Below are 23,619 nucleotides of genomic sequence, written 5' to 3'. Positions count from 1 at the left end.
AAGAGATGGTGATGCCTGGCGACAACGTGTCGATCACTGTGAAGCTGATCGCCCCGATTGCCATGGAAGAAGGCCTGCGCTTTGCCATCCGCGAAGGTGGCAAGACCGTCGGCTCGGGCGTCGTCGCCAAGATCATGGAGTGATTCGCGTAGGGGTATAGCTCAATTGGCAGAGCGTCGGTCTCCAAAACCGAAGGTTGGGGGTTCGATTCCCTCTGCCCCTGCCACTTGAGTGGCACCCCGGACCAGGCAACTGGTCCGACCCGAGGCCCTCGCCGAGTATGTCGGCGAGTCTCAAAAAGAAACCCGCTGTGTATGGCGGGTTTGGTGCCTTCAAGGCGTGCACGAATCTGAAGCAGGAAAAAGCCTTCCATGGCCACTTCTCAAGTTGAAACCGTCACCTCGGGCGCCGACAAGGCCAAGCTCGGGGCGGCTGCCGTGCTGGTGATCGCTGGACTGGCGGGCTTCTACCTGCTCGCGCGCCAAGGTGCGCTTGCCCAGTGGGGTGTGCTGGTGGTGGCGTTGGCTGCGGCGGTTGCCGTGTTCCTGACCGCAGAGCCCGGCCGGCAGCTGGTGGGTTTCGGCCGAGATTCCTGGCGCGAAGTGCGCAAGGTGGTCTGGCCCACCCGCAAGGAGTCCGTCCAGATGACGGCCTACGTATTCGGCTTCGTGCTGATCATGGCGATCCTGCTGTGGTCGGCCGACAAGACCATTGAATGGGTCTTCTACGACCTGATTCTGCGCTGGAGATGAACATGAGCGAGAGCCAAACTCCCGTGGCTGGCGCGCAAGCCCCAGCCCCAAATGCCAACCCTGACCTGCGCTGGTATGTCGTCCATGCCTACTCGGGCATGGAAAAGGCCGTCGAGCGCAACATTCGTGAGCGCATCAACCGCGCCGGCATGCAGGACATGTTTGGTGAGATCCTGGTCCCCACCGAGGAAGTCGTCGAGATCAAGAATGGTCAGAAGCGCACTTCTGAGCGCCGCTTTTACCCAGGCTATGTGCTGGTGCAGATGGTCATGAACGACGACACCTGGCACCTGGTCAAGCACACCAACAAGGTCACCGGTTTCGTTGGCGGCGCCAAGAACCGCCCAGCCCCGATTTCAGACGACGACGTCGCCAAAATCCTCGGCCAGATGGAAGAGGGCGTCGAGAAGCCCCGCCACAAGGTCGAGTTCGTGGTCGGCGAGTATGTGCGCGTCAAGGATGGCCCGTTCACCGACTTCAACGGCACCGTCGAGGAAGTCAACTACGAAAAGAGCAAGGTCCGCGTCTCGGTCACGATCTTCGGCCGCGCGACACCAGTCGAGCTCGAGTTCAGCCAGATCGAAAAGACCTGAGGAGCGCCCGGCCCTTGGCCGGACAGATTTTCAAGCCCCGCGCTTTTCGACTCGGCGCGGGGTTCAAGAAAGAAGTGAGTCGCAACCCCGGGGAGCCTGTGGCCTTTGAGTCCAGGCGTTAGAACCCGCAAGGAGAAACGAAGATGGCGAAGAAAATCGTCGGCTTCATTAAGCTGCAAGTGCCGGCCGGCAAGGCCAACCCGTCCCCGCCGATCGGCCCTGCGCTCGGTCAGCGTGGTCTGAACATCATGGAGTTCTGCAAGGCGTTCAACGCCCAGACACAGGGCGTCGAGCCCGGTCTGCCGCTGCCGGTGGTGATCACCGCCTTCGCGGACAAGAGCTTCACCTTCATCATCAAGACCCCGCCCGCGACGGTCCTGATCAAGAAGGCCATCAAGCTGGACAAGGGCTCTTCCAAGCCGCACAGCGACAAGGTCGGCAAGATCACCAAGGCCCAGCTGGAAGAGATCGCTAAGACCAAGATGAAAGACATGAACGCCGCGAGCGTGGACGCTGCCGTCCGTACGCTGGCTGGCTCCGCCCGCTCGATGGGCGTCACGGTGGAGGGTGTCTAAATGGCCAAGCTGACCAAAAAGCAAAAAGCCCAAGAGGGCAAGGTCGACAGCAACAAGCTGTACGCCATCGCTGATGCGCTGGGCATCGTCAAGGAATGCGCCAACGCCAAGTTCGATGAGTCCATCGACGTCGCGGTGCAACTGGGCATCGACGCCAAGAAGTCCGACCAAGTGGTGCGTGGCGCCGTCGTGCTGCCCAACGGCACCGGCAAGACCAAGCGCGTGGCCGTGTTCGCCCAAGGCGCCAAGGCTGAAGAAGCCAAGGCTGCTGGCGCCGACATCGTCGGCATGGACGATTTGGCCGCGATGGTCAAGGCCGGCAACATGCCCTTTGACGTGGTCATCGCCGCCCCCGACGCGATGCGCGTGGTCGGTACCCTGGGCCAGATCCTGGGTCCGCGCGGCCTGATGCCTAACCCCAAGGTTGGCACCGTCACCCCCGACGTCGCGACCGCGGTGAAAAATGCCAAGGCCGGTCAGGTGCAGTTCCGCGTCGATAAGGCCGGCATCGTGCACGGCACCATTGGCCGCCGCTCGTTTGACTCCGACAAGCTCAAGGGCAACCTTGACGCGCTGCTCGATGCCCTGAACAAGGCCAAGCCGGCCACGTCCAAGGGTATCTATCTGCGCAAGCTCGCCGTCTCGTCCACCATGGGCGTGGGCGTGCGCGTAGACCTGCAGTCCCTGCAGGGCTAAAGAAATTCCTGTCTCGCTGCAAGGCGGGGCAGGTGTGGTGGGCTGTCGGGCCCGGTGCACCAAGGCACCACCCGGCAGGCCATCAAAGACCGTTGGCGCGCACGCGAGTGCGCTTAATCAGTGAAAGCCAACGCAGATGGCGATCCCGCTGAAAATGGATTTGAAAATTTCCAAAACAGTTGGTCGCTGCAAGTAAGGCGTGCCCGATGGTGCAAACCAGACGGCACATTTGAAGGAGTAGACCTTGAGTCTGAATCGCAGTGAGAAGCAAGCGGTCATTGAAGAAGTGACCGGACTCGCCGCTAAAGCTCAAACGCTGGTGATGGCGGAATACCGCGGCATCACGGTCGCCGACATGACGAAACTGCGCAACGATGCGCGCAGCAAGGATGTGACCCTGAGTGTTCTGAAGAACACCCTGGCCCGCCGTGCTGTCGCCGGTTCCAGCTTCGAAGTGGCGGCCGACCAGATGACCGGTCCGCTGATCTACGGCTTCTCCGTGGACGCTGTGGCCGCCGCCAAGGTGGTGGCCGACTTCGCGAAGACCAACGAAAAGTTGGTCATTCGCGGTGGTGTCTACGGCGGCAAGTCGCTGGACGTCAACGGCGTGAAGCAGCTGGCAAACATTCCCTCCAAGGAAGTCCTGCTGGCGCAGCTTTGCGGCCTGCTCATGTCGCCCATCTCCCGCACCGCGGTGGTCCTGGGCGCCCTGGCAGCCAAGAAGGGCGAAGCTGCCGCCGCCTGATCGGCCCGGCACCTGTCCTCGTTACCAACATACAGTTTTAGGAAAATCAAAATGGCATTCGATAAAGACGCATTCCTGACCGCCCTGGACAGCATGTCCGTCATGGAACTCAATGACCTGGTCAAGGCCATCGAAGAAAAGTTCGGCGTGAGCGCCGCTGCGATGGCCGCACCGGCCGCCGCGGGTGGTGGTGGCGCCGCTGCTGCCGTCGAAGAGAAGACCGAATTCAACGTCGTCCTGACCGAGGCGGGCGCCAACAAGGTGTCCGTCATCAAGGCCGTGCGCGAAATCACCGGTCTGGGCCTCAAGGAAGCCAAGGACCTGGTCGACGGCGCTCCCAAGAACGTCAAGGAAGCCGTGCCCAAGGCCGACGCAGAAGCCGCACTCAAGAAGCTGGTCGAAGCCGGCGCCAAGGCCGAAATCAAGTAAATCGATTTGGAGCGGCTGCGCGGACCGATCTCGGTCCTGCGGTGCTCGCCGTACTTTAGTACGGCTGCGCGTCTCGGGCCGACCTCGGACCGCTCGCTTCGCTCCAAATACGATTTACGCGGGCTGGTTTTCGGACCGGCCCTTTGCGCTTTCAGAGCGCACCTGGAAAAGGCCGAATTCGGACTTTTCCAAGTGTCTTCTGACCCGACTGCAGAAGACGCCTTGGTTCGGGCGATGTGCAAGGCATCGCCGTCCGCCATGGTTGGTAGTGGCCAACCCGCCAAGCCTGCTGCGCCCGTTGATGACGGGCGCCGGCAAGACAGTTGCGCAAGAGCTCAATAGCCCGGAGATCTCATGGCCTACTCATACACCGAACGCAAGCGCATTCGCAAAAGCTTCGGCAGCCGCGACAGCGTGCTGGAAGTTCCCTACCTCCTGCAGATGCAGAAAGACGCGTACACCGCGTTTCTGCAAGCAGACCTCGCGCCGACCCGGCGCACCAAAGAGGGCCTGCAGGCGGCTTTTGATGCCGCCTTCCCCATCGTCTCCCACAACGGTTTTGTGGAGATGAAGTTCCTCGAATACAACCTGGCCAAGCCCGCCTTCGATGTGCGCGAATGCCAGACCCGCGGCCTGACCTTCTCCTCGGCGGTACGCGCCAAGGTGCAATTGATCATTTATGACCGCGAGTCTTCGACGCCGCAGTCCAAGGTGGTCAAGGAGGTGAAAGAGCAAGAGGTTTACATGGGCGAAGTGCCGCTCATGACGGACAAGGGCTCGTTTATCATCAACGGTACTGAGCGCGTGATCGTCTCGCAGCTCCATCGTTCGCCCGGCGTGTTCTTCGAACACGACAAGGGCAAGACCCACAGCTCGGGCAAGCTGCTGTTCTCGGCCCGCATCATTCCTTACCGCGGTTCCTGGCTGGACTTCGAGTTCGACCCGAAGGACATGCTGTACTTCCGCGTGGACCGCCGTCGCAAGATGCCGGTCACCATCTTGCTCAAGGCCATCGGCCTGACCCCCGAGTCCATCCTGGCGAACTTCTTCGTCAACGACAACTTCCGCCTGATGGACAGCGGCGCCCAGATGGAGTTTGTTTCCGAGCGCCTGCGCGGCGAGGTTGCCCGCTTCGACATCACCGACAAGTCGGGCAAGGTCATCGTTGCTAAGGACAAGCGCATCACCGCGCGTCACACCCGTGACCTCGAGCAAAGCGGCACCACCCACATCAGCGTGCCCGAGGACTTCCTTGTGGGCCGTGTGGTCGCTCGCAATGTGGTCGACGCCGACACTGGCGAGATCATCGCCAAGGCCAACGACGAGCTCACCGAAGCCCTGCTCAAGAAGCTGCGTACCGCCGGTGTGCAGGACCTGCAGGTGATCTACACCAACGAACTCGACCAGGGCCCCTACATTTCGCAGACCCTGCGCATCGACGAAACCGTCGACGAGTTTGCTGCGCGTGTGGCCATCTACCGCATGATGCGCCCCGGGGAGCCGCCGACGGAAGACGCGGTGCAAGCCCTGTTCCAGCGCCTGTTCTACAACCCCGACACCTACGACCTGTCGCGGGTGGGCCGCATGAAGTTCAACGCCCGCGTGGGCCGCGACGAGTCCACTGGCCCCATGGTGCTGGCCAACGAGGACATCCTGGCCGTGGTCAAGATTTTGGTCGACCTGCGTAACGGTCGTGGCGAAGTCGACGACATCGACCACCTGGGCAACCGCCGCGTGCGCTGCGTTGGCGAACTCGCTGAGAACCAGTACCGCACGGGTCTTGCCCGTATCGAGAAGGCTGTCAAGGAGCGTCTGGGCCAAGCCGAGCAAGAGCCGCTGATGCCCCACGACCTGATCAACTCCAAGCCGATCTCCGCGGCGCTCAAGGAGTTCTTCGGTGCGTCCCAGCTGTCGCAGTTCATGGACCAGACCAACCCCCTGGCCGAGATCACGCACAAGCGTCGCGTCTCCGCCCTGGGCCCGGGCGGCCTGACCCGCGAGCGCGCCGGCTTTGAAGTGCGTGACGTGCACGTCACCCATTACGGCCGCGTCTGCCCGATCGAAACGCCGGAAGGCCCGAACATCGGCCTGATCAACTCCCTGGCCCTGTACGCGCGCCTCAACGAGTACGGCTTCATCGAGACCCCGTACCGCCGTGTGGTGGACGCCAAGGTCACCATGGAGATCGACTACCTGTCGGCCATCGAAGAAGGCAAGTACGTCATCGCCCAGGCCAACGCCGCACTCGACAAGGAAGGCCGTCTCACCGGCGACTTGGTCTCCGCCCGTGAAAAGGGTGAGTCCATCCTGGTCGGCGCTGAACGCATCCAGTACATGGACGTGTCGCCCGCGCAGATCGTCTCCGTGGCTGCTTCCCTGGTGCCCTTCCTAGAGCACGACGACGCCAACCGCGCGCTCATGGGCGCCAACATGTCGCGTCAGGCCGTGCCCGTGCTGCGTCCGGAAAAGCCCTTGGTGGGCACCGGCATCGAGCGCGTGGCGGCTGTCGACTCCGGCACCGTGGTCACCGCCCGTCGCGGCGGCGTGGTCGACTATGTCGACGCGACCCGTCTGGTGGTGCGTGTCAACGACGAGGAAGCCCAGGCGGGCGAAGTCGGCGTCGACATCTACAACCTGATCAAGTACCAGCGTTCCAACCAGAACACCAACATCCACCAGCGTCCCATCGTCCAGCGCGGCGACAAGATCGCCAAGGGTGATGTGGTGGCCGACGGCGCTTCGACCGACCTGGGCGAAATCGCCATCGGCCAGAACATGCTGATCGGCTTCATGCCCTGGAACGGCTACAACTTCGAAGACTCCATCCTCATCTCCGAGCGCGTGGTCGCCGATGACCGCTACACCTCGATCCACATCGAGGAACTGGTGGTCATGGCCCGCGACACCAAGCTGGGCGCCGAGGAAATCACCCGCGACATTCCCAACCTGGCCGAGCAGCAGCTCAATCGCCTGGACGAGTCCGGCATCATCTACGTTGGCGCGGAAGTGCAACCCGGCGACACGCTGGTGGGCAAGGTCACCCCCAAGGGCGAGACCACCCTCACCCCCGAAGAGAAGCTGCTGCGCGCGATCTTCGGCGAGAAGGCTTCCGACGTGAAGGACACCTCCCTGCGCGTCGACCAGGGCAGCCAGGGCACCGTCATCGACGTGCAGGTCTTCACCCGTGAAGGCATCCAGCGTGACAAGCGCGCCCAGCAGATCATCGACGACGAACTCAAGCGCTTCCGCCTGGACCTCAACGACCAGCTGCGCATCGTCGAGGCCGACGCCTTCGACCGGATCGAGAAGCTTCTGGTGGGCAAGGTCGCCAACGGCGGCCCGAACAAGCTGGTCAAGGGCACCAAGATCGACAAGGCCTATATGGCCTCGGTCGAGAGGTACCACTGGTTCGACGTCCGTCCCGCTGACGATGACGTTGCCGGCCAGCTCGAGTCCATCAAGAACTCAATCGAGCAGCAGCGTCACAGCTTCGACCTGGCTTTTGAAGAAAAGCGCAAGAAGCTGACCCAGGGCGACGAGCTGCCTGCGGGCGTGCTCAAGATGGTCAAGGTCTACCTGGCCGTCAAGCGCCGCCTGCAACCCGGCGACAAGATGGCCGGCCGTCACGGCAACAAGGGCGTTGTCTCCAAGATCGTTCCGGTCGAAGACATGCCCTACATGGCCGACGGCACGCCCTGCGACATCGTGCTCAACCCCCTGGGCGTGCCTTCGCGCATGAACGTGGGCCAGGTGCTGGAAGTGCACCTGGGCTGGGCCGGCAAGGGCATTGGCCAGCGCATCGGCGACATGCTGCAGCGTGAGGCCCGTGCGGCCGAACTGCGCAAGTTCCTCGAGGAAATCTACAACGGCTCCGGCAAGAAGGAAAATCTTGCCGACCTGTCCGACGAGGAAGTCGTCAAGATGGCCAGCGAGCTGACCACCGGTGTACCGTTTGCCACCCCGGTGTTCGACGGCGCCTCCGAAGACGAGATCCGCGGCATGCTCAAGCTGGCCTATCCGGAGGATGTCGCCAAGGCCAAGGGCCTGACCGCCACCCGCACCCAGGCCTACCTGTATGACGGCCGCACCGGCGACAAGTTCGAGCGCCCGACCACCATCGGCTACATGCACTTCTTGAAGCTTCACCACTTGGTGGACGACAAGATGCACGCACGCTCCACCGGCCCCTACAGCCTCGTCACCCAGCAGCCGCTGGGCGGCAAGGCGCAGTTCGGCGGCCAGCGTTTCGGCGAGATGGAGGTGTGGGCGCTCGAAGCCTACGGCGCCTCTTACACGCTGCAGGAAATGCTCACCGTCAAGTCCGACGACGTTCAGGGCCGTACCAAGGTGTACGAGTCCATCGTCAAGGGCGAGCACGCCATCGAGGCTGGCATGCCGGAATCCTTCAATGTGTTGGTGAAGGAAATCCGGTCGCTGGGCATCGATATCGAACTGGAACGCTCTTAATTTAGAAAGGATTGAGTCATGAAATCACTACTCGACCTCTTCAAGCAGTTCACGCCCGACGAGCATTTCGAGGCCATTCGCATTGGCCTGGCTTCGCCGGAAAAGATCCGTTCCTGGTCCTTCGGCGAGGTGAAGAAGCCCGAGACCATCAACTACCGGACCTTCAAGCCCGAGCGTGATGGCCTGTTCTGCGCCAAGATCTTTGGCCCCATCAAGGACTACGAGTGCCTGTGCGGCAAGTACAAGCGCCTCAAGCACCGCGGCGTCATCTGCGAGAAATGCGGCGTGGAGGTCACCCAGACCAAGGTGCGCCGCGAGCGCATGGGTCACATCGACCTGGCGGCGCCCTGCGCCCACATCTGGTTCCTCAAGTCCCTGCCGTCTCGCCTGGGCCTGGTCCTGGACATGACGCTGCGCGACATCGAGCGGGTGCTGTACTTCGAAGCCTATGTGGTGACCGACCCCGGCATGACCCCGCTGAAGAAATTCGGCATCATGAGCGAGGACGACTACGACGCCAAGCGCAAGGAATACGGTGACGAATTCGTCGCCAAGATGGGCGCCGAGGGCATCAAAGACCTGCTCGAAGGCATCGACCTCGACATCGAGATCGAAAGGCTGCGCGGCGATCTGACCGGCTCTGAAGTCAAGGTCAAAAAGAACGCCAAGCGCCTGAAGGTGCTCGAGGCCTTCAAGAAGTCGGGCATCAAGCCCAACTGGATGGTGATGGACGTGCTGCCCGTGCTGCCGCCGGACCTGCGTCCGCTGGTGCCACTGGACGGCGGGCGCTTTGCCACCTCCGACCTGAACGACCTGTACCGTCGCGTCATCAACCGCAACTCGCGTCTGCGTCGCCTGCTCGAGCTCAAGGCGCCCGAGATCATTGCGCGCAACGAGAAGCGCATGCTGCAAGAAGCCGTGGACAGCCTGCTGGACAACGGTCGCCGCGGTAAGGCCATGACCGGCGCCAACAAGCGTGCGCTCAAGTCCCTGGCCGACATGATCAAGGGCAAGAGCGGCCGCTTCCGCCAGAACTTGCTGGGCAAGCGCGTCGACTACTCTGGCCGTTCGGTCATCACCGTGGGCCCGACCCTCAAGCTGCACCAGTGCGGCCTGCCCAAGCTGATGGCGCTGGAACTGTTCAAGCCCTTCATCTTCTCGCGCCTCGAGGCAATGGGCATTGCGACCACCATCAAGGCCGCGAAGAAGGAAGTCGAGTCCGGCACCCCGGTGGTGTGGGACATCCTGGAAGAGGTTATCAAGGAGCACCCGGTGCTCCTGAACCGCGCGCCGACGCTGCACCGCCTGGGCATCCAGGCCTTCGAACCCATCCTGATCGAAGGCAAGGCCATCCAGCTGCATCCGCTGGTGTGCGCCGCCTTCAACGCCGACTTCGACGGCGACCAGATGGCCGTGCACGTGCCGCTGTCGGTGGAAGCGCAGATGGAAGCCCGCACGCTGATGTTGGCCTCCAACAACGTACTGTTCCCCGCCAACGGCGAGCCCTCCATCGTGCCCTCGCAGGACGTGGTGCTGGGCCTGTACTACACCACCCGTGAGCGCATCAACGGCAAGGGCGAAGGCATGGTCTTCACCGACGTCGGCGAGGTGCTGCGCGCGCTGGAAGCCGGTGTGCTCGAACTGACCGCCAAGATCAGCGTGCGCCTCACCGAGTGGACCAAGGACAAGGACACCGGCGAGTTCGTTCCCTCGACCTCGCTCGTGGAAACCACCGCGGGTCGCTCCCTGCTGTCGGAAATCCTGCCCAAGGGCCTGCCCTTCTCCAACATCAACAAGGCCCTGAAGAAGAAGGAGATCAGCAAGCTGATCAACGTCTCTTTCCGTCGCTGCGGCCTGAAGGAGACCGTGGTCTTCGCCGACAAGCTGCTGCAAAACGGCTTCCGCCTGGCGACCAAGGCCGGCATCTCTATCTGCGTGGACGACATGCTGGTGCCGCCGCAAAAGGCCGAGATCATTGGTCGCGCCGAAGGCGAGGTCAAAGAGATCGAACAGCAGTACGTCTCTGGCCTGGTCACTTCCGGTGAGCGTTACAACAAGGTGGTGGACATCTGGGGCAAGGCCGGCGACGAAGTCTCCAAGGTCATGATGGCCCAGTTGGCCAAGGAAAAGACCATCGACCGCCACGGCAATGAAGTGGAGCAGGAGTCCTTCAACTCCATCTACATGATGGCCGACTCCGGTGCCCGCGGCTCGGCCGCCCAGATCCGCCAGCTGGCGGGTATGCGCGGTCTGATGGCCAAGCCGGACGGCTCGATCATCGAGACGCCCATCACGGCGAACTTCCGTGAAGGCCTGAACGTGCTTCAGTACTTCATCTCCACCCACGGCGCCCGCAAGGGCCTGGCCGACACAGCGCTCAAGACCGCCAACTCGGGCTACCTGACCCGTCGCCTGGTCGACGTGACCCAGGACCTGGTGGTGATCGAGGAAGACTGCGGCACCTCCGACGGGTCGCTGATGCGCGCCATTGTCGAAGGCGGTGAAGTCATCGAGTCGCTGCGTGACCGTATCCTGGGCCGCGTCGCGGCCGAGGACGTGGTGCACCCCGAGACCCGTGCGACGCTGGTCGCCGCTGGCCGCATGCTGGACGAGGACACGATCGAGGAGCTCGAGCTTGCTGGCGTCGACGAGGTCAAGGTGCGCACTGCGCTCACCTGCGCCACCCGCTTCGGCCTGTGCGGCAAGTGCTACGGCCGTGACCTCGGCCGCGGCGGCCTGGTCAACACCGGCGAGGCGGTGGGCGTGATTGCCGCCCAGTCGATCGGCGAGCCCGGCACCCAGCTGACCATGCGCACCTTCCACATCGGTGGTGCCGCATCCCGCGCAGCCATCGCCTCCAGCGTGGAAGCCAAGTCCAACGGTGCCATCGGCTTCAACAGCACGATGCGCTATGTGACCAACAGCAAGGGTGAGCTGGTGGTGATCGCCCGTTCCGGCGAGATCATCATCCATGACGAGCTGGGCCGCGAGCGTGAGCGCCACAAGGTGCCCTACGGCGCTACCCTGGCCATCAAGGCCGACCAGCAGATCAAGGCCGGCACCATCTTGGCCAACTGGGACCCGCTGACCCGACCCATCATCACGGAATTCGCCGGCAAGGTGAAGTTCGAGAACGTGGAAGAGGGCCTCACGGTTGCCAAGCAGGTCGATGAGGTCACCGGCCTGTCCACCCTGGTGGTGATCGACCCCAAGCGCCGCGGCTCTGCCAAGGTGGTGCGTCCGCAGGTCAAGCTGATCGACGCTGCAGGCCTCGAGGTCAAGATCCCCGGCACCGACCACTCGGTGACCATCGGCTTCCAGGTCGGCGCGCTCATTCAGGTGCGTGATGGTCAGGACGTGGGCCCCGGCGAAGTGCTGGCGCGTATCCCGATCGAAGGTCAGAAGACCCGCGACATCACCGGCGGTCTGCCCCGCGTAGCCGAGCTCTTCGAAGCTCGCTCGCCCAAGGACAAGGGCGTGCTGGCCGAGATGACCGGCACCGTTTCTTTCGGCAAGGAGACCAAGGGCAAGATTCGCCTGCAGATCACCGACCCGGAAGGCGGCGTTCACGAAGAACTCGTTCCCAAGGAAAAGAATATCCTGGTGCACGAAGGCCAGGTGGTCAACAAGGGCGAGAGCGTGGTCGACGGCCCGGCCGATCCGCAGGACATCCTGCGTCTGCTGGGTTCCGAGGAACTGGCGCGCTACATCGTCGACGAGGTGCAGGACGTCTACCGCCTCCAGGGTGTGAAGATCAACGACAAGCACATCGAGGTGATCGTTCGCCAGATGCTGCGTCGTGTGGTCGTCGAGAACACCGGCGAGTCCTCCTACATCGCCGGCGAGCAGGTCGAGCGCTCCGAGATGCTGGATACCAACGACGCCCTGCGCGCCGCTCGCAAGATCCCGGCGACCTTCAGCAACCTGCTGCTCGGTATCACCAAGGCCTCGCTGTCCACCGACTCCTTCATCTCCGCGGCCTCCTTCCAGGAGACCACCCGCGTGCTGACCGAGGCGGCCATCATGGGCAAGCGCGACGAGCTGCGCGGCCTGAAGGAAAACGTCATCGTCGGCCGGCTCATCCCTGCCGGTACCGGCATGGCCTACCACGCGGCCCGCAAAGTCAAGGACGCCATGGACGACGCCGAGCGCCGCGCCATCGCCGAGGCTGAGGCGGCCGAGCTGGGCGGCGAGGAGGCTGTCCTGCCCGAGGCCAGCGAGGGCGCTGCGGCCGAATAAGCTACGTCCCTGGCACTTCGTGCCCCAAGCGCCCCGTGGTCGGCTCGCCGGCCCCGGGGCGTTTTTTCTTCTGTGGCGGAAGATCCCGCACTTGGCTTCTTCAGGCCGCTCCGCTAAGAGTCCGTCGAGCGTTTCGACCTTGTTAAGCTTGTGCCATGAGTGACTCCCTTCTGCTCTGGGCTCTCGCCGTGGTCGGCGTGGCCTGGGCCGTGGGCGCCTACAACCGGCTGGTCCGGCTGCGCTCGGAGGTCAACACCTCTTTCGCCGCGGTCGACGGGGAGCTGCAGCCTCTGGCCCGCCTGGTCGACGACATGCTGGCAGGTTTCAATCCGCAGGATGAGGACCGACAGCAGCCCTCCGAAAAATTCCTCGCGCCCATCCGTGAGGCCTCCTCCGAGCTGACCGCAGCTTTGGTCGCGGCGCGCGCGCGGCCGCTCGACGGCGAGCGCATCGCTGCGGTTCGGCTGGCTGGCGAGCGCTGGGCCCGTGCCTGGGACCAAGCCGAACGCCAGGACGCTCACGACCTGGCCGGCCCGCAGCTGCCGGAACCCGTGAGCACCGAGCGAGCCCTGCGGCTCAAGCAAGCCGACGTGATCGGGAGCCAGTTCAACGCGGCCGTCGACCGGTATAACCGCGCCATCACCCAATTCCCCGCCGTTTTGATCGCTTGGACTTTCAGCTTCCGGCGCGGGCGTCACCTTTGACGCAGGCGCGCACTCACTCCGCCGGGCCCACGCCTGCGCCCCCGCTGTGGCAGCTGCTGCAATCGACCGCGCGTGTCGTGCAGGCGGTGCGTCAGGGGCAGTCGGCCACGCCGGCGCTGGCTGCGGTACCCGCCGAGCTACGCGCGGGTACCCAGTCCCTGGCCTTTCAGGCGCTGCGCCAGCTCGGTCGGGCGCAGGCCCTGCGCACCCTCCTGGCCCGTCGCCCGCCGCCACCGGCGGTGGACGCACTCTTGTGCACCGCCCTGGCCCTGGCCTGGGACCCGGCCTCGGCGCCCTACGAACCCTTCACCCTGGTGAACCAGGCGGTGGAGGCGGCCAAGCGGAGCCGGGCCACCGCGCCCCAGTCGGCTTTCGTCAACGGCTGTATGCGGCGATTCCTTCGGGAGCGGGACCTGCTCGTGGCGGCGACCGACACCGACCTGGTGGCCCGCTGGAACCATCCGGACTGGTGGATCCGCCGCCTGCAGGCCGACCACCCGCAGCACTGGGAGGCCCTCCTGAGGGTCGGCAACGAGGCACCGCCGATGACGCTGCGGGTCAACCGCCGAAGGTCTACGCCCGATGCGTATCAGCGTTGCCTGGCCGACGCCGGCCTGTTGGCCCGTCGGGTCGGCGAAGACGGCCTGGTGCTGGCCAACCCGTGCCCGGTCCAGGCCCTGCCCGGCTTCGATCAGGGCCTGGTTTCGGTACAGGACGCCGCGGCACAGATGGCCGCCCCCCTGCTACTGGAGGGCCTGCCCCCGCCCCCAGTAGGACGCCAGCTGCGCATTCTGGACGCCTGCGCCGCCCCGGGCGGTAAGACCGCCCACCTGCTCGAGCGTGCCGATGCGCAGGTGATTGCCCTGGACGTGGACCCGCTGCGCTGCGAGCGCATCACCCAGACCCTGGCGCGCCTGGGCCTGCAAGCCCAGATCCTGGCCGCCGATGCCGCCCGCCCGCAGGACTGGTGGGACGGCCAAGCCTTTGATGCCATCTTGCTGGACGCGCCCTGCACCGCCTCGGGCATCGTGCGCCGCCACCCGGACGTGCGCTGGCTGCGCCGGGCCTCGGACATCGATGCCCTGGCCCAGGCCCAGACCCGGCTGCTCGAGGCGCTCTGGCCCCTGCTGGCACCGGGGGGCCGCCTCCTTTATTGCACTTGCTCGGTATTCCGCGCCGAGGGCGAGGCCCGCATCCGTTCGTTTGTTGCGCACAACACCGAGGCGGTTTTGCAGGCCGCGCCAGGCCATTTGCTGCCCCAAGCCAGTGCAATCGCGACATCCGTCCCGGAAAATCAGTCTGGTGAGTATGACGGCTTCTATTTCGCGCGCCTGGACAAACGGGTTTGAGCGGCTGCACAGGCTGCTAGCCTTGGCCGTGCTCCTGCTGGCCCCGCTCCTGACCTTGTTGCCCGGACCTGCCACCGCGACTGAGATCACCTCCTTGAGCGCCGAGCGGGTGGCCGAGGGCGTTGTCTTGTCTGCCCAGATCCGCATCGACCTGCCAGCCCAGCTTGATGACGCCTTGCAAAAGGGCCTGCCGCTCTTTTTTCTTGCCGAGGCCGCCATATTTCGCGATCGCTGGTACTGGACCGACAAAGAAGTTGCCCGCGCCACCCGCCACCTGCGCCTGGCCTTCCACCCGCTCACCCGGCGCTGGCGCCTGCTGGTCTCCAACAGCCCGATCACCAGCACTGGCGCCGCGCTCGGCCAGTCCTTCGAATCTCGCGAGGAGGCGATGGCTGCCATCGAGCGCATCGGCGGCTGGAAGATCGCCGACGGGCCCGAGATCGGCGCAGCGCCCCGCTACACCGTCACCCTGCGCTTTCGCCTCGATCTCGCCCAGCTCCCTCGCCCCGTGCAAATCGGCGCACTCGGGCAAGAAGACGCGGGCCTCGACGCCAGCCGCAGCGTGCGGCTGAACCCTGAACCAGCCCGCTGAGCGCGGACCGCGTCGCTTGTCCATGACCGAGCCCGATCGCGCCCTTGACCCGACCGCGCCGGCTTCGGCACCCCCGGCGCGGCTGGCGCCCCGGGTGCGCAACTCCCGCGTCTTCCAGTGGGCGGTGGCGGTCGGAGCGGCGGTCATCGCAGCCCTCGGCATCGTGCTGCTGTTCCTGCTGGCCCAAGCCACCGACAACCGCGATCTCTACGAGCGCAACTACCAGACGCTGTTCATCGTCAATGTGGTGGCCGCCGCCATGCTGCTGGCCACTATCGCCTGGATGGGCGTTCGCCTCCTCTCGCGCCTGCGGCGCGGCAAATTCGGCAGCCGCCTACTCGTGCGGCTGGCCCTCATCTTCGCTCTGGTGGGCTTGGCGCCTGGCCTGCTCATTTACGTCGTGTCCTACCAGTTCGTCTCGCGCTCGATCGAGAGCTGGTTTGACGTCAAGGTCGAAGGTGCGCTCGATGCGGGCCTGAGCCTGGGCCGCGCGTCCCTCGACGCCCGTTCGGGCGACCTTGTCAGCAAGACCCGAAATGCTGCCGCTCAACTTTCGGGCGTGTCCGACGCGGGAGCGGGCCTGGTGCTCGAGCGCTTACGTGACCAACTGGGGGCGGGTGAAGTGAATCTTTGGAGCGGTTCGGGTCAGCTGGTTGCCGGCGCCGGCCCGCTGAGTTTCCAGCTGGCACCCGACCGGCTCACCTCCAGCCAACTGCGTGCAGTCCGTATCCAGCGCACGTTCTCGGCCATCGAAGGCCTGGAGGAGGCGAGTGTCGCAGGCGCGTCAGGCGCTGCTCCCGCGATCGCGCCCCGTGTGCGGGTGCTGGTGCTGGCGCCGCCAGCGACCTTGGGCTTGTTGTCCGATGGGCGGGTTCTCGAGGTGACCCAGCCCCTGCCCACCAGCCTGGTCGCCAACGCAGTCGCGGTGCAGGAGGCCAACCGCGAATACCAGGAGCGCGCACTGGGCCGCGAGGGCCTGCGCCGCATGTACATCGGCACGCTCACACTCAGCCTCGTGCTGGCAGTGTTCGGCGCCATCTTGCTGGCCGTTGTCCTGGGTAACTCCCTGGCGCGGCCGCTGCTGTTGCTGGCGGCGGGTGTGCGCGAGGTGGCCGCCGGCGACCTCAGCCCCAAGCCAGTGCTGCAAGGCAAGGACGAACTTGGTGGGCTCACCCGCTCCTTTGCGCAGATGACGCAGCAGCTGGCCGATGCCCGTGCCGCTGTCGACCGCAGCATCGGCCAGGTCGATGCCGCTCGCGCCAACCTGCAAACCATCCTCGACAACCTCACCGCCGGCATCATCGTGCTCGATGATCAGGGCGGCATCCTCTCGTGCAACCCAGGTGCCACCCGCATCCTGCGGGCGCCCCTGGCCGCCTGCGTGGGAAAGCCGCTGGCCCAGGTGGAGGGCCTGCAGGCCTTCGGCGACTCAGTCACCCGGCGCTTTGACGAGTACCACGCCGACCGCCAACACGGCCTGGACCACTGGCAGCAATCCTTCGAGCTCGGCGGCCACATGCCAGGCTCGCCACTGGGCAACCACGAGGCGGTGACCGTGGTCGTGCGCGGGGCCGACATGCCCGCTGACGCCGGCGGGCGCAGCGCGCACCTGCTCGTGCTCGACGACATCTCCGAAATTGTTTCCGCCCAGCGCGCGCGGGCCTGGGGCGAGGTGGCGCGCCGGCTGGCCCACGAAATCAAGAACCCGCTCACCCCCATTCAGCTCTCGGCCGAGCGGCTCGCGATGAAGCTCGAGGGCAAGGTGGCCGAGCCCGAACGCGTCATCTTGGCCAAGTCGGTCCGGACCATCGTCGATCAGGTCGACGCGATGAAGCGGCTCGTCAATGAGTTCCGCGACTATGCCCGCCTGCCCGCAGCCGAACTTCGGCCAGTCGACCTCAACGAGTTGGTCAACGACGTGCTGCAGCTCTATGGCCGCGAAATCGGCGACGCGGGCGCTGCCTCGTCTGCCGCCCTGGTTCCCGTCCGGCTCGAGCTCGACCCAGCCTGCCCGGCCATCCTGGGCGACGCGATGCAGCTGCGGCAGGTGATCCACAACCTGCTGCAAAACGCGCAGGACGCAACCGATACGGTGTCAGCTAGCGCCGGCCCCCACGAGGTGGTGTTGCGCACCCAGTGGAACGAAGGCTCCAACCGGGTGCGGCTGGTGGTCAATGACAGTGGCGGCGGGTTCCCCGAGCACATTCTCAAGCGTGCTTTCGAGCCCTACGTCACCACCAAGGCCAAGGGCACTGGCCTGGGACTGGCCGTTGTCAAGAAAATCGCTGACGAGCATGGCGCCCGTATCGACCTCAAGAACCGTCTCGAGGACGGCCGTTTGGCGGGGGCACAAGTCTCGCTATCATTCAGCGTTGCGGCCTGACATCAATTCCGATTCGGGCCGTGCGTGGGACTTGGGCTTGACGCGTAGGCATCGCTTTTCAAAATGGCAAATATCCTGGTGGTTGACGACGAGCACGGCATCCGCGAGCTGCTCTCCGAAATCCTGAATGACGAGGGTCATCAAGTCGAGTTGGCCGAGAACGCCTCCCAGGCCCGTGCCCTGCGGCAGCAGGCCCAGCCCGACCTGGTGCTGCTGGACATCTGGATGCCAGACACCGATGGCGTCACCTTGCTCAAAGAGTGGTCCTCGACCGGCCTTTTGACCATGCCCGTCATCATGATGAGTGGCCACGCCACCATCGAGACCGCGGTCGAGGCCACTAAAATCGGTGCCCAGTCCTTCCTCGAAAAACCCATCACCCTGCAAAAGCTGCTCAAAGCGGTGGAGGCGGGCCTCAATCGCCAGGCGCCCGTACCGGCCGCAGGCGTCCGCAGGCCGGGGGGTGCTATTGCCCCAGCCCCTGCCGGCGCGGCGGCGCTTCCGGTCGGTGAGCTCACCGTCGAGAGCGCCATGACCGGCGGTCAGGGTGTGCCCGCCATGGCCGACCTGGGCCCGCAGGCGCAGCAGACCTTCGACCTCGACAAACCGCTGCGCGACGCACGTGACGAATTCGAGAAGTGCTACTTCGAATTTCATTTAGCGCGTGAAGGGGGCTCCATGACCCGCGTGGCCGAGAAGACCGGCCTCGAGCGCACGCATCTTTATCGCAAGCTCAAGCAGCTCGGGGTCGACCTGTCGCGTGGTCGGCGCAGCGGCGGCTGAACCACGGGCCGCCGTTCAAGGCGCGCCATCCGGGGGCCTCGGTCCGCATTTGCCAGTTCTGGCTTCAGAAGCACGGAAGGGTCCCTCCCTGCGGCCCGGTCTGAAATGCGTCTGCTATACTCCGCCGCTCTGGCCCGGTAGCTCAGTTGGTAGAGCAGCGGATTGAAAATCCGCGTGTCGGTGGTTCGATTCCGCCCCAGGCCACCACCCTTCCACGCCCAACCTCTATCGGTTGGGCGTTTTCATTTGCACCAGCCCTGCGCCCGACGGTCTTGCAGGCACTGCGCATGTGCCCCTCGCGTGTGCTCCCCGCGTGCGCTCCCCGTCTGTGGCCATCACCGTTCCAGATGTGGCGCCCAGAAGTCCGCAGGCGCTCCAGCTTGGCGGCTTCAGTCAAATCTCCCGCCACCGGTGACACGACACGCGGTGCTGCGCCGAGACCAACTCCACGGCGGGGGCGTCTTGGCGGCATTGCGCCTGCGCCTGCGGGCAGCGCAAATGGAAGTGACAGCCCGGCGGCGGTGCCAGCGGTGAGGGCAGCTCACCCTGGATCGGGACCGGCAGCGCGATGACGTCGGATTCGCTGTGGAGATCAAGCCGCGGCACGCTGTCGAGCAGGGCCCGCGTGTACGGGTGGCGGGGATGTGCATAGAGCGCGTCGGCGGGTGCGACCTCGACGATCCGCCCCAAGTACATCACCGCCACACGATCACAGAGATGGCGCACGACGCCCAGATGGTGGCTGATGAAGACCATCGTCAACGACAGGTCGGCCTTCAGCTGCAGGAAGAGGTTGAGAACCTGGGCCTGAATCGACACATCCAGCGACGCCACGGGTTCGTCGCAGATCAGGGTGTCGGGCTGCATGGCCAGTGCCCGGGCGATGGCGATTCGTTGCCGCTGCCCCCCCGAGAACTGATGGGGGTAGCGCTGGGCTGCCTCGGCCGGCAGGCCCACACGCTGCAGCCACTGGGCGACGTAGGCGGCTGATCCAGCGGCGTTCACAAGACCATGCGCAAGTGGCCCTTCGGCCAAGGCCTCCCCGATGCGCATGCGCGGATCCAGCGAGGCGAACGGATCCTGAAAGATCATCTGCACGCGTGAGGTGGTCTTGCGGCCTCGGGGGCCGGGCGCCATGACGGGCTGTCCCCCCAGCAGGATTTCGCCTGCGCTCGGTGGCAAGACCCCGGCCATCATGCGCCCGAGCGTGCTCTTTCCGCAGCCCGATTCGCCCACCAGCCCCAGCACCTCGCCGCGCCGCACCTGAAGGTCGGCCAGGTCGACCGCCCGCACCACGCTGGGCAGAGGGGCGGTGCCGAACCAGCCGGCGACGCGTTCGCTCAAGCCGGGGGGCGATTCGAAGCGGCGTGAGACCGCACGGGCCTCGAGGTGGATGGGCGCGGAATCGGACTTCATGGTGTAGCGATCAGCGGGTGCCGGAAGCGCCAGAAGCGCCGGAAGCGCGTGGTTCGGCATCTGCGAGATGCAGCGGAAAGTGGCAACGCCATGCGCGGTCACCGTCGCTCACGCGCGGGGGCGCCTCCTCCCGGCAGCGTGCCTGGGCATGGGGACAACGATCTGCGAAGCTGCAGCCCGCTGGCAGTGCATCCAAGGGCGGAGGCGAGCCGGGAATCTGGGCCAGGGGCTGGCCTGGCGTCGACGATTGCGGCAGCGATCCGAGCAAGCCGGCGGTGTACGGGTGTCGCGGGGCATGGAGCACCGCCCGCGTCGGCCCTTCTTCGACGATGCGCCCGGCGTACATGACCAGCACGCGCCTCGCGATCGCCGCCACCGTGGCGAGATCGTGGCTGATCCACAGCAGTGCGGTGCCGCTGTCTTGGACTAAACGGTGGATCTCGGTGAGGATTTGCGCCTGGATCGAGACGTCCAAGGCGGTGGTCGGCTCGTCGGCGACGATGACCTGGGGCTTGTGCAGCAAGGCGATGGCGATCGCCACCCGCTGGCGCATGCCGCCGGAGAACTGGTGCGGCCAGGCCTGTAGTCGTCGCTCCGGGTCGGGGATGCCCACCTGGCGCAGCACCTCGACGCAGCGCGCGCGCGCCTGGGCCTCGGGGATACGTCCGTGGGCCTGCAGGGCCAGTTGCATCTGGGCGCCGATGGTCAGCACCGGATTGAGCGTGGCCATCGGGTCCTGGAAGATCATCGCCAACTGGCGGCCCCGCACGGCTCGCAGACCGGCGGCGTCAAGGCCTACCAGCTGTTGTCCAGCCAGGTGAACCGAGCCGCCGACAATGCGCCCCGGCGCGTCGATCAGACCCAGCAGCGAGTACCCGGTGACGCTCTTGCCCGAGCCCGACTCGCCCACTAGACCGACGGTCTCTCCCGCGTACAGGTCGAAGCTCACCCCGTCCACCGCCTTGAGGGTGGCGTGGCGTTGCTCGAAATGCGTACGCAGATCCCGCACCGACATGACCGGCTCGAGCCCGTCGACGGCAGTCCCCGGCGCTGACGACAGCTGCGTGGCCTCGCTCATCGCCGCAGCCTTGGGTTGAACTGGTCGCGCACCTGGTCGCCGACGAGATTGATGGAGACGATGAGCAAAATGAGCGCGATGCCGGGGTAGATGGAGATCCAGTAACGCCCCGACAGCAGGTACTGGAAGCCGTTTGCAATCAACATGCCCAGCGAGGGCTCGGTCACAGGGAGCCCTAACCCGAGGAAGGACAGCGTGGCTTCCAACGAGATCGCGTTGGCCACTTGAACGGTACCGACCACGATCAGCGGGGGTAGGCAGTTGGGCAGGATGTGGCGCATCACCACCCGCCAGGCAGGCAGCGGCGTGGACAGGGCGGCCTCGACGTAGTCCTTGCTGCGTTCGGCCGCGGCGGCGCCGTGCGTGGTGCGGGCGAAGTAGGCGTATTGCGCGGCCACGAGCGCGGCAATCATCTGCCAGCGCCCCTGACCGAGGGCAGCGGAAATCACCAGCGCCAGCAGGATGGCCGGGAAGGACAGCTGCAGATCCACGATGCGCATGATCACCGACTCGAATCTTCCGCCCGCGAACGCAGCGGTGGCGCCGAGCGTCGCTCCGAGCGAGAAGGCAATGGCGCCGGCGATCAGGCTGATCTGGATGGACAGGCGCAGGCCGTGCAGGATGGCCGACAGCACGTCGCGGCCCTGCGCGTCGGTGCCAAGGAGGTAAGTGGTTCCTTCTGCATTCACATGCCCTGGCGGCTTGCGCGCGTCCATCAGTCGCAGGCTTGCGAGGTCATAGGGGTCCTGCGGTGAGATCCACGGCGCGGCGAGCGCTGCGGCCATCATCAGGAGGGCAACCACCAGCGCGACGACGGCGATCCGGTTGTCTCGGTATTCCATCCAGAAGCGGTCCAGCCTCATGTGCGTCGACTCCTCAAGCGCGGATCGAGCAGCGCGTACAGCAAATCGGCAACGAGGTTGATGGTGGTGAAGAGCAAGGCCACCAGCATCAAATAGCCCACCATGACGGGCCGGTCCAGCGCCTGGATGGAGTCGATGATGAGCTTGCCCGCACCGGGCCAGGAAAAGATGGTCTCAGTGACCACGGCAAACGCCAGGGTGGCGCCCAGCTCGAGTCCGAAGACGGTGACGATGGGGATGGAGATCAGCCGCAGCACATGCCGGCGCAGGATGGTGGCCTCGGATTGCCCGGTGGCGCGCGCCAGCCGCACCGTGTCGCTGAGCATCAGCTCGCGCGTGCTCGCGCGCGCCAGTCGCATCATCAGTGCCATTTTGAAGAGAGCCAGATTGACCGCTGGCAGCAACAGGTGCTTCCAGCCCTCGAGCGTGAGCACGCTCCATTCGATACCGAACCAGGCGAGCGTAGGCCCTCGCCCGCCTGCCGGCAGCCACCCCAACCAGACCGCGAACACGAGGATCAGCACCAGCCCGATCCAGAAGGTGGGCACAGAAAAGCCGAGCACCGACACCCCCATCGCCAGCCGCGACAGCGGATGGTGCGGCCGCCACCCGGCGAGCATGCCGATGGGCACGCCGATCAGGGTGGCTCCCAAGACAGCCAGCAGGGCGATCTCCAACGTGGCAGGCACGCGGCTCAGGATCAGGCTCAACACGGGCATGTTGAAAACGAAGGAGGTGCCGAGATCGCCGACCAGCAGGCGCTGGAGAAAAGCCAGGTACTGCAGCCACAAGGGTTGATTCAGCCCATACCGTTCGATGGTCTGCTGGCGGATCTCCTGGGTGACATCCGGGCCAATCAACACGTCGATCGGGTTGCCGACCGCGTAAACGCCCACGAAGACGAGCACCGAAATGACCAGCATCACCAGGCAGGCCTGGATAAGACGGCTGATCAGCAATCCCAGCATATCAATCCTGACGCGGCTGAAGCTCGCGACGTCGTGCGTGTCTCACCAGCCGCCTTCAATGAGCGATCGGGTTTCCTGCACGGCGGTTTCCCACAGCGCCAGTACCTCGTGGTCGGGGCGCTCGTACAGGCCGTGGTAGTTGCCGTCGCCCACCAGCTCCCGCACTTGCGCCGGGCTGGACATCTGCAGCTTGGCGTAGTCGACCACCGGCTTGGCACCGGTTGGCATCGTCACGCCAGGCAAGCGGGTCCAGGGGAAGTTTTCCATCCAGCTGGCATGCGAGGCCGCGGGGTCAATGCGTTGCACATGGGCCCAGGTCTTGGGGGCGTTCCACCAGTTGTGAAAACGCACCCGCATATCCCGCCGCCGGCCCATCCACTCGCTGATGAAGCCCTGGGCCGGGTTGTTCCCCCCGTGGCCGTTGACCACCAGCACCCGACGAAAGCCGCTTTGCCGCAGGCTTTCCAGAATGTCTTCGATGAGCGCAATGTAGGTGCCAACGCGCAACGACACCGTGCCCGGAAAGTCGGCGAAGTACGGCGTGATGCCGTAGGGCACGACGGGGAACACGGGCACGCCCAGCGGCTGCGCTGCGTCGGCCGACACGCGCTCCGACAGGATCAGGTCGACGCACAGGCTTAGGTAGGCGTGCTGCTCGGTGCTGCCGATGGGGAGCACGCAGCGGTCGTCGTGGCGCAGGTACTCTTCGACCTGCATCCAGTTCGTCTCGGCGATGCGCATGGGTATCCTTTTGAGGGGTCGCTCCTGCACCTTCTGCAGGGGTTTCCAAGCGGTCTAATTTAGCAAAGCGAGCGCTGCCGGACACCTCGCGTTCACCCGGATGGCGCGTCGCTGCCGCGCATGCTTGTGCCCAGGAGAGGCGGGGCGCTGCAGCCCCACCCAGGGCGCGATGGGTGGAAATCCCATTGACATGCACCGTCGTGCTCCTCAAAGTGACTAGCAGGCTCCTGCCGCGCCAAGTGGGTC

General features: G+C 65.1%; 18 protein-coding genes, 2 tRNA genes and 1 pseudogene. 16 read left to right on the top strand and 5 right to left on the bottom strand.

The genetic code is table 11. From position 1 onward, the window contains the following. The 16 genes and pseudogenes from tuf to QE494_RS06155 all read left to right on the top strand — a co-directional run. A pseudogene (gene tuf, locus QE494_RS06230) lies at positions 1–143 on the top strand (elongation factor Tu); the annotation flags it as partial. 7 nt (positions 144–150) lie between these two features. Beyond that, a tRNA-Trp gene (locus QE494_RS06225) sits at positions 151–226 on the top strand. A 145-nt stretch (positions 227–371) separates the two neighbouring features. Continuing rightward, on the top strand, positions 372–752 hold the full coding sequence (secE, locus tag QE494_RS06220; RefSeq protein WP_300042049.1) for a preprotein translocase subunit SecE: 381 nt from the start codon (positions 372–374) through the stop codon (positions 750–752). A gap of 2 nt (positions 753–754) precedes the next feature. Continuing rightward, positions 755–1,345, top strand: a complete 591-nt coding sequence (nusG, locus tag QE494_RS06215; RefSeq protein ID WP_300042048.1) for a transcription termination/antitermination protein NusG — start codon at positions 755–757, stop codon at positions 1,343–1,345. A 143-nt stretch (positions 1,346–1,488) separates the two neighbouring features. Beyond that, positions 1,489–1,920, top strand: a complete 432-nt coding sequence (gene rplK / locus QE494_RS06210; protein WP_300042047.1) for a 50S ribosomal protein L11 — start codon at positions 1,489–1,491, stop codon at positions 1,918–1,920. After that, positions 1,921–2,616: a 50S ribosomal protein L1 gene (gene rplA, locus QE494_RS06205; protein WP_300042046.1), complete on the top strand. Its 696-nt coding sequence runs from the start codon at positions 1,921–1,923 to the stop codon at positions 2,614–2,616. 244 nt (positions 2,617–2,860) lie between these two features. Then, the gene (gene rplJ / locus QE494_RS06200; protein ID WP_300042045.1) at positions 2,861–3,361 is read left to right on the top strand and encodes a 50S ribosomal protein L10; all 501 of its coding nucleotides are present in this window, start codon (positions 2,861–2,863) and stop codon (positions 3,359–3,361) included. Between the two features lie 51 nt (positions 3,362–3,412). Beyond that, complete coding sequence (rplL, locus tag QE494_RS06195) at positions 3,413–3,790, top strand: 50S ribosomal protein L7/L12 (protein WP_300042044.1); 378 nt, start codon at positions 3,413–3,415, stop codon at positions 3,788–3,790. Positions 3,791–4,144: 354 nt separating this feature from the next. Continuing rightward, the gene (rpoB, locus tag QE494_RS06190; RefSeq protein WP_300042043.1) at positions 4,145–8,257 is read left to right on the top strand and encodes a DNA-directed RNA polymerase subunit beta; all 4,113 of its coding nucleotides are present in this window, start codon (positions 4,145–4,147) and stop codon (positions 8,255–8,257) included. A gap of 18 nt (positions 8,258–8,275) precedes the next feature. Next, a complete protein-coding gene (gene rpoC / locus QE494_RS06185) occupies positions 8,276–12,496 on the top strand; it encodes a DNA-directed RNA polymerase subunit beta' (RefSeq protein WP_300042042.1) in 4,221 nt (1,406 codons plus the stop codon). A gap of 155 nt (positions 12,497–12,651) precedes the next feature. After that, positions 12,652–13,200 (top strand): hypothetical protein, encoded by a 549-nt coding sequence (locus tag QE494_RS06180; protein ID WP_300042041.1) that lies wholly within the window; start codon positions 12,652–12,654, stop codon positions 13,198–13,200. Continuing rightward, on the top strand, positions 13,197–14,549 hold the full coding sequence (gene rsmB, locus QE494_RS06175; protein WP_300042040.1) for a 16S rRNA (cytosine(967)-C(5))-methyltransferase RsmB: 1,353 nt from the start codon (positions 13,197–13,199) through the stop codon (positions 14,547–14,549). Before QE494_RS06180 ends, rsmB begins: the two co-directional genes overlap by 4 nt. Next, positions 14,509–15,141: a DUF4390 domain-containing protein gene (locus QE494_RS06170; RefSeq protein WP_300042039.1), complete on the top strand. Its 633-nt coding sequence runs from the start codon at positions 14,509–14,511 to the stop codon at positions 15,139–15,141. The genes rsmB and QE494_RS06170 overlap by 41 nt, the downstream gene beginning before the upstream one ends. Positions 15,142–15,163: 22 nt before the next feature. Next, positions 15,164–17,524 carry an ATP-binding protein gene (locus QE494_RS06165; RefSeq protein WP_300042038.1) on the top strand — a complete coding sequence of 787 codons (2,361 nt, stop codon included), beginning with the start codon at positions 15,164–15,166 and terminating at the stop codon, positions 17,522–17,524. A 63-nt stretch (positions 17,525–17,587) separates the two neighbouring features. Next, positions 17,588–18,307: a response regulator gene (locus QE494_RS06160; RefSeq protein ID WP_300042037.1), complete on the top strand. Its 720-nt coding sequence runs from the start codon at positions 17,588–17,590 to the stop codon at positions 18,305–18,307. A 131-nt stretch (positions 18,308–18,438) separates the two neighbouring features. Then, positions 18,439–18,514 (top strand) — tRNA-Phe (locus QE494_RS06155). A gap of 186 nt (positions 18,515–18,700) precedes the next feature. Here the strand turns inward: QE494_RS06155 and QE494_RS06150 are convergent. The 5 genes from QE494_RS06150 to QE494_RS06130 are packed head-to-tail and all read right to left on the bottom strand — an operon-like array spanning position 18,701 to position 23,373. Continuing rightward, positions 18,701–19,723: an ABC transporter ATP-binding protein gene (locus tag QE494_RS06150; protein ID WP_300042036.1), complete on the bottom strand. Its 1,023-nt coding sequence runs from the start codon at positions 19,721–19,723 to the stop codon at positions 18,701–18,703. 10 nt (positions 19,724–19,733) lie between these two features. Continuing rightward, entirely contained in the window at positions 19,734–20,801 is a 1,068-nt protein-coding gene (locus tag QE494_RS06145) for an ABC transporter ATP-binding protein (protein ID WP_300042035.1), read from the bottom strand. Further along, positions 20,798–21,664: an ABC transporter permease gene (locus QE494_RS06140; RefSeq protein WP_300042034.1), complete on the bottom strand. Its 867-nt coding sequence runs from the start codon at positions 21,662–21,664 to the stop codon at positions 20,798–20,800. The genes QE494_RS06145 and QE494_RS06140 overlap by 4 nt, the downstream gene beginning before the upstream one ends. Next, the gene (locus QE494_RS06135; RefSeq protein WP_300042033.1) at positions 21,661–22,632 is read right to left on the bottom strand and encodes an ABC transporter permease; all 972 of its coding nucleotides are present in this window, start codon (positions 22,630–22,632) and stop codon (positions 21,661–21,663) included. Before QE494_RS06135 ends, QE494_RS06140 begins: the two co-directional genes overlap by 4 nt. A 42-nt stretch (positions 22,633–22,674) precedes the next feature. Beyond that, positions 22,675–23,373, bottom strand: coding sequence for a creatininase family protein (locus QE494_RS06130; RefSeq protein ID WP_300042032.1), 699 nt, complete (start codon positions 23,371–23,373; stop codon positions 22,675–22,677). Between the last annotated feature and the right edge of the window lie 246 nt (positions 23,374–23,619).

Origin of the sequence: Ramlibacter sp. (genome assembly GCF_029866045.1) — a bacterium.
Taxonomy (GTDB): domain Bacteria; phylum Pseudomonadota; class Gammaproteobacteria; order Burkholderiales; family Burkholderiaceae_C; genus Ramlibacter.
The sequence above is the reverse complement of the archived record's forward strand: the minus strand, read 5'-3'. Positions and strand labels throughout refer to the sequence as shown.